Genomic DNA, 6,094 nt, shown 5'->3' on the forward strand with positions numbered 1-6,094 from the left:
CTTAGATCGGCAATGTTTTGTGCTTCTTCTGACCGTTGCCGCGGTTGAGAATGTATTGGGCTAACAGGATCAGCGTAATGCTCACCAGAATGAGCAGCGTACACAGCGCGTTGATCTCAGGCGAGATGCCTCGTTTCACCTGCGCGTAAATATAGATCGGCAGCGTCGTTGAGCTTGGACCAGCGACAAAAAAGCTGACCATGAAATCATCCAATGACAGGGTAAAAGCAATCAAAGCGCCGGAGATAATGCCCGGTGCAATCTGCGGCAGCGTTACATGCCGGAACGTTTGCCAAGGCGTGGCTCCCAAATCCTGAGCCGCCTCATCCAACTGCTTGCCCATGCCGGACAGTCTGGCCGTAACCACGACGTAGACATAGGACAGGCTGAACGTGATGTGAGCAATAATTACCGTGGTTTTGCCAAGCGGCATGTTCAATTGGCTGAACAACACGAGCAGTGATAACCCCATAATGATATCCGGGATAATGACGGGCAGATATAACAGCCCGTTCATGCCGCTGCGTCCTTTGCGGCCCATATTTCGGAGCGAGAGTGCCGCTGCGGTTCCCAGCAGGGTGGATACAACCGTAGAGATGACGGCCACCGTCAAGCTGTTCATCAGGGCTTCCATCACATGCCGGTTCTCGAACAGCGATACATACCAATCCAACGTAAATCCTTCCCAGTTTCCGCTCAGCCGCGTATCGTTGAAGGAATAGATAATGATCATAATGATGGGTACATAGATGAAAGCCATCATAAGGAAAGAGTGAATCCCGAGCAGCGGATGATTCTTCTTCTTCACTTATCTCCCCTCCCCTACACGTTGATGGCGGGCTTGCATGGCCCGGTTAAATAGCAGGATCAGCACCAGGGACGTGGCGACAAAAATCACCGACAACGCCGCTCCAAACGGCCAGTTCCTTGCACCCAGGAACTGTGACTGAATAATATTACTGATCATGGAGGACTTCGCGCCTCCCAATATATCCGTAACTACAAACATCCCGGAGGTCGAGACATACACCAGAACCGCACCCGTCATAATGCCGGATTTGCTCTGCGGCAGCGTAATGTGCCGAAACGCCTTCCACCTCGATGCACCCAGATCGCTGGCTGCATCCAAGAGACGCTTGTCCATCTGCTCCAGCGCTACATAAATCGGCAGCACCATGAAGGGAATAAAGTTATACACCATGCCAAGCAATACGGCACCATACGTATATAACATCTGAATAGGCTCATCAATCCACCCCACCCATAACAGCAGGCTGTTCACCACGCCTTGCGTTCGCAAAAGCAGAACCCAGGCATACGTGCGAATCAGAAAGTTGATCCAGAACGGAACGGTGATCAGAATCAATCCCCATGTCTGGATACGCGGGGAAGCGTTGGCTATATAATAGGCCAAAGGATAGCTGACTAACAAGCAGATCACCGTAGTCAGCAGCGACAGTACCAGGGTATCCCAGTAGATTCCTAAATATAAGGGATCAAAAAAGGTCTTGTATCCTTCCAGACTGAAGGAAAACACGATATTACCGAGCGAATCCCGCGACAGAAACGAGATGCCGACCACGATCAGCATCGGGACGATCAGGAACAGGGATAACCACAACAGCACCGGCGTCAGCAGGAACCTTGATTTCCTCATGGCCCGATGATCACCTCATCCTTCGTGCTCCAGTTCACCCCGACCCGCTCACCAACCTCCCAAGGACGATCATCCGAAATATCTAGGGCAATCGTTACCTTCATCGGCTCATTGTCAAGCTGGACCAGCAGCTTATGCACACTGCCGAGGTACTGCACATCCTCAATCACGCCGCTCTTCTTCGCACCCGACTCCCGCTGCGGAACCAGTTTCTCCGGCCGCACGGCAAAGAGGCCTTCCGGTGATGAGAAGACATTATTCTCCCCAACAAAAGTGGCAGCAAACAGCGTTTGCGGCCTCGCGTAGATCTCGCGCGGCGTGCCGATTTGTTCTACCCGTCCATGATTCATAATCACGATCCGGTCGGACAGCATCATGGCTTCCTCCTGATCGTGCGTTACATATACAAACGTAATGCCCAGCGTCCGCTGCAAATGCTTCAGCTCGGATTGCAGGTTTTTGCGCAGCTGCAGGTCCAGTGCACCCAGCGGTTCATCGAGCAGCAGCACCTTCGGTTTGTTGGCGATGGCACGTGCGATAGCTACCCGCTGCTGTTGTCCTCCGGACAGCTGATGCGGGAAGCGTTCCCGCAGTGGGGTTAGCTGTGTCATCGTCACGGCCTCGTCCACACGTTCCTTGATGAGCTGACGCGGCATTTTTTTCATTTTTAATCCAAAAGCAATGTTATCTTCTACGGTCATATGCGGAAACAGAGCATAGTGTTGGAATACAAGATTTAAATCCCGCTTGTTCGCAGGCACATCCGTCACATTCTGACCCGCCAGCAATACCTGTCCTTCGGTAGGCTGTTCGAATCCTGCTATCATTCGGAGAATCGTCGTTTTGCCGCAGCCGCTGGGGCCCAGCAAAGTCAGGAATTCCCCTTCTTTAATGGAGAGCGACAGCGGATGCACGACCGCTTGTCCCTGAAAATGCTTCTCGATCTGGACAAGTTCAATCACATGCATCAACCCCTTCTTCAAAATGTGACCTATTCCAGGTGTACCAATCCTACTTGCTAGTATGCACAAAAACGTGCTCCACTAAGAAGAAACGGTTATACTGCCTATCTTGCTCAGGTGGGCAGGATCCGTTTCTTAGGGGAAGCTCTAGAAGTCTCTACTAAGAGAAAAAAGCCATATCCATGGGTATGGCTTTACGCTTTAGAACAAAGTTCAGTTTTTCGCATATTCACTATACCTCGTTTTCCCCCTATACACAACACTTTTCTGTGTATTTCGACAGGGGAAGGTACGGATATGGCCCGTATTATGGTATTTCAGTTTCCAGAGTGAATGTATCAGAAAAATCAAAGAAAACCGCTCACCCGGTAATGACCCGGATGAACGGTTCTCTGCACGCCAAGTGAAAAGACATTGACTATCTCAGCTCATATTGAACATACAGCTGTGTCGAAATTTTGATCTCGCCCGGCTTCACGGATGTGCTGGCGCCTGCGTCCGCTGCATTGGATTGAGCCGCCATCTCCATTTTTTGAAGGCCATAGATGTTATCTACGCCAACGGAGCCTTCCACAATGTTAAGCACGACACCCAGTTGACGCTTGGAGGCTTTCGCCATAGCTTGAGCCTTAAGGTCTGCATTTGCCATGGCTTTATCAATCACCTGCGCTTCGAATGCATCGCGGTTCTCAACAGAGAAGCGGGCGTTGCCAATGGAGTTCGCCCCCGCATCAGCGGATGCATCCAGCAGGTCTCCAACTTTGCTCAAATCGCGAAGGGTAACTTCCAGGGAATGGTACGCTGTGTAGTTTTTCACTTTACGGCCATTCTCATCGGAATACGTATAATTGGGCTGTACGTAGAATTGTTCGGTTTTAATATCCTTGTCATCGATTTTCCATGTTTCCTTCAACAGCTTGGTCACTTTATCCATTTTCAGCGCGTTGCTCTTCTGTGCGGATTTTGCGGTTTCCGCATACGATTCAGCCCCGATGGAAAGATATACGATATCTGGCTTCACCGAGATTTCGCCTTTACCGAGTACGGTGAGAAGATTTTGCTGTGCTGCCTCCGCCGCATGCACCTCGGTTGCCCCGCTCAATCCTGCCAAAGCCGTACTGCCTGTCAACAGTGCGCCTGCAATCATAATGGAACCTACTTGTTTGACCCATCTTTTCATTATTGTCAGCCTCCTTCAATATTGGCATCGCTGCCATGCTTGACTTACCCTTCTAACGTGGCGGGATTGGTAAATGTTGCATCCGATATGAACGGTTTAGCGATTTTTCTTCAATTTATTTTTCGGGGCCCCATGAGATGGTATTTCTAGGCATGATTGGTTCATCGGGAAAATAAGATACCGAATGAAGCATGAAGCAACTGTTAACAAGGAAGCAACAATGGGTAACTAACTTACGAAGGTGTTTAAAAGAGGAGGTCACTATGAAATCATCCCGGGTGTTACACGCAATTATGTCACTGCTGCTCCTTATGGCAGTTGGCATGCCATATGGGACGGCAAGCGCTGCGGCAGAGCCTGCCTCCGGCAAAACCTATCAGATCGGAACGGACGTTACGTTTGCTCCGTTTGAATTTCAGGATGCCAGCGGCAATTTTGTCGGCATCGATATGGATCTGCTCGATGCTATCGCCAAAGACCAAAACTTCAAATACGAAATCAAGCCGCTCGGCTTCAATGCTGCGGTTCAAGCGCTGGAAGCCAATCAGGTAGACGGCGTCATCGCAGGCATGAGTATCACGGATGAGCGCAAGCAGAAGTTTGACTTCTCGGACCCTTATTTTAACTCGGGCGTGGTCATGGCTATTCGTCAGGATCAGGAGTCCATCAAGGGATATGAGGATTTAAAAGGGAAAAAGGTCGCGGTCAAAACCGGTACGGAGGGATACAGCTTCGCGGAATCCATATCCTCCAAATACGGTTTTACCATTGTGCCTTTTGACGATTCGGCTCAAATGTATGACGACGTCAAAACCGGCAATTCCGTTGCCTGCTTTGACGACTTTCCGGTATTGGCCTATGGCGTTAAACAGAACAACGGTCTAAAAATCGTTACGGATATGGAGCCCGGTGCATCCTATGGATTTGCCGTGAGCAAGGGGAAGAATCAGGAGCTGCTGGAGAAATTCAACGCCGGCTTGGTCAATCTGCAGGCAAACGGAGAATATAATCGCATCAAGGAAAAATATATTGGCGAAAACGCTGTAGGACCGGTGGATCAAAGCCGCTGGGGACTGATCGTGGAGTCGCTGCCTTCCTTGTTGAAGGGCCTCGGCAATACACTGCTGCTGACATTTGCGTCCCTGTTTTTTGCATTTTTCCTAGGCTTGATATTCGGTTTCATGAAGGTCGGACGTAATAAGTGGCTTCGAGGTCTTGCCACCGTATTCGTGGACATCTTCCGCGGCATCCCCTTGCTTGTCCTTGCCTTCTTCATCTACTTTGGTATTCCTCAAGCATTCGGTTTTACCATGTCGCCTATCGTGGCAGCCGTTCTGACCCTAAGCCTTAATGCTGGAGCCTATGTAACGGAGATCATCCGCGGCGGCATCCAGTCCATCGACCGCGGGCAGATGGAAGCAGCCCGTTCGCTCGGTTTGCCATACCGCAAAGCCATGATGAAAATCATTATTCCGCAGGCAATCAAAATCATGATTCCGACCTTTATCAACCAATTGGTGATCACGCTCAAGGATACATCCATCCTGTCGGTTATCGGCCTGGTCGAGCTGACCCAGTCCGGGAAGATCATTATTGCAAGAACTTTTGCATCGTTTGACATCTGGCTGGTCGTTGCGATCATGTACTTGATCGTCATCACGATTTTGACCAAAATTTCGGATCGTCTGGAAAGGAAGGTACGTCATGGATAAGATTCGCGTTGAAGGATTGAAGAAGAATTTTGGTACCAATGAGGTACTGAAGGGCATCGACATGCAGGTTCAGGAAGGCGAGGTTGTCTGTGTCATCGGACCTTCCGGTTCCGGCAAGAGCACGTTCCTGCGCTGCATTAACCGGCTGGATGACATTACAGCAGGCAAGGTGTTCGTGCATGACCGGGATATCAATGACCCTAAAACGAACATCAACAAGGCGCGGGAGAACATCGGCATGGTGTTCCAGCATTTTAATCTGTTCCCGCATTTTAACGTGCTGAAGAACATTACCTTTGCCCCGGTGGAGCTGGGTAAACAGAACTCGGTCGAAGCGCGTGCCACAGCACTCAAGCTGCTGGAGCAGGTCGGCCTCTCGGATAAAGCCGAGGCGTTCCCGAGCCAGCTATCAGGCGGTCAGAAGCAGCGCGTAGCGATCGCCCGGGCGCTGGCGATGAACCCGGACATCATGCTGTTTGACGAGCCGACATCGGCGCTGGACCCGGAGATGGTCGGCGAAGTGCTCGGCGTCATGAAGGATCTGGCACGCGAGGGCATGACGATGATAATTGTCACGCATGAG

The 6,094-nt window shown here is 50.7% G+C and carries 6 protein-coding genes; 2 read left to right on the top strand and 4 right to left on the bottom strand.

What is annotated here, in order from left to right; genetic code table 11:
- Position 1 precedes the first annotated feature (1 nt).
- From PGL02S_RS24675 to PGL02S_RS24690, 4 genes are all read right to left on the bottom strand, one after another.
- Positions 2–808, bottom strand: a complete 807-nt coding sequence (locus PGL02S_RS24675; protein ID WP_036644275.1) for an ABC transporter permease — start codon at positions 806–808, stop codon at positions 2–4.
- Positions 809–1,657, bottom strand: a complete 849-nt coding sequence (locus PGL02S_RS24680; protein ID WP_036644271.1) for an ABC transporter permease — start codon at positions 1,655–1,657, stop codon at positions 809–811.
- Positions 1,654–2,625, bottom strand: a complete 972-nt coding sequence (locus PGL02S_RS24685; protein WP_036644269.1) for an ABC transporter ATP-binding protein — start codon at positions 2,623–2,625, stop codon at positions 1,654–1,656. The genes PGL02S_RS24680 and PGL02S_RS24685 overlap by 4 nt, the downstream gene beginning before the upstream one ends.
- A 412-nt stretch (positions 2,626–3,037) precedes the next feature.
- The gene (locus PGL02S_RS24690; protein ID WP_036644266.1) at positions 3,038–3,799 is read right to left on the bottom strand and encodes an SIMPL domain-containing protein; all 762 of its coding nucleotides are present in this window, start codon (positions 3,797–3,799) and stop codon (positions 3,038–3,040) included.
- Positions 3,800–4,122: 323 nt separating this feature from the next.
- Here PGL02S_RS24690 and PGL02S_RS24695 point away from each other — a divergent pair, with 323 nt between their 5' ends.
- Both PGL02S_RS24695 and PGL02S_RS24700 read left to right on the top strand, forming a co-directional pair.
- A complete protein-coding gene (locus PGL02S_RS24695; RefSeq protein ID WP_231888101.1) occupies positions 4,123–5,511 on the top strand; it encodes an amino acid ABC transporter substrate-binding protein/permease in 1,389 nt (462 codons plus the stop codon).
- Positions 5,504–6,094: amino acid ABC transporter ATP-binding protein (locus PGL02S_RS24700; protein WP_164762892.1), on the top strand; the 591-nt coding region annotated here is incomplete at its 3' end. The genes PGL02S_RS24695 and PGL02S_RS24700, both read left to right, overlap by 8 nt.

It is taken from the genome of Paenibacillus glucanolyticus NBRC 15330, assembly GCF_004000885.1.
In the GTDB taxonomy this organism is placed as follows: domain Bacteria; phylum Bacillota; class Bacilli; order Paenibacillales; family Paenibacillaceae; genus Paenibacillus_AQ; species Paenibacillus_AQ glucanolyticus.

Coding starts and splice junctions, on each gene's coding strand:
- PGL02S_RS24690 (WP_036644266.1), bottom strand. CDS start 3,799: ATGAAAAGATGGGTCAAACAAGTAGGTTCCATTATGATTGCAGGCGCA.
- PGL02S_RS24695 (WP_231888101.1), top strand. CDS start 4,123: ATGCCATATGGGACGGCAAGCGCTGCGGCAGAGCCTGCCTCCGGCAAA.
- PGL02S_RS24685 (WP_036644269.1), bottom strand. CDS start 2,625: ATGCATGTGATTGAACTTGTCCAGATCGAGAAGCATTTTCAGGGACAA.
- PGL02S_RS24680 (WP_036644271.1), bottom strand. CDS start 1,657: ATGAGGAAATCAAGGTTCCTGCTGACGCCGGTGCTGTTGTGGTTATCC.